1 protein-coding gene is annotated in these 607 nt (G+C 56.8%); it reads left to right on the forward strand.

The features are described 5' to 3' along the window. On the forward strand, positions 1 to 421 hold a 421-nt coding region (locus UN64_RS21205; protein ID WP_216352821.1), incomplete at its 5' end, for a hypothetical protein. Positions 422 to 607: the final 186 nt, after the last annotated feature.

The raw sequence follows: 607 nt of genomic DNA on the forward strand, positions 1-607 counted from the left end.
CGCTATCGCTGTGGTCGGGAACCCGCGCACCCACCTGTTCACTCCCCCGACGGCCCTTCAGCATAGAGCTCCCGCGCTGTACGGGACTGAGGATCCGCGAGAAATTTCGACAATGGTTCCCGTTGGAATTATGCCAACGGGTAATCGAATTATCTATCTCCAGAACTCTGGAAATTTCGTGTATTTCAGCAGCCACATGATTCCGTATTTGCAAAAGATTGACGGGGACGCGGATGTCTGGACGATCATTGATTACTGGGGTGAGGGGCATGTTGCCCCGCCGGGAGATCTCGTTCGGTCTGTCCTCACCGCGGTCTTGGCGGACCCCTTGGATAGTGCGGGCGCGGTTCGTTTCCGATCGGTTGAGGATGTTCGAGCTCACCAAGCCGCGCTGAATATCCGGCGTATGGCACTTCGCTGAAACTACTCATCGTCGATGGAGGGTACGGCGGGCGGTGTGCTCCCTGCGTTCCCATATCAGGGCGTCGGTGGCTCTCGAGATGATGCTGCAGGCTTTTGTGGTTCACTACTAGTTTGAAAAACTACCTCCTTAGTCCTGCAGCGCGCCGGTCTCACGGATGAGTTGACTCAGCGCGGTGAACGCGTC

Origin of the sequence: Fictibacillus arsenicus, from assembly GCF_001999465.1 — a bacterium.
GTDB lineage: Bacteria > Bacillota > Bacilli > Bacillales > Fictibacillaceae > Fictibacillus > Fictibacillus arsenicus.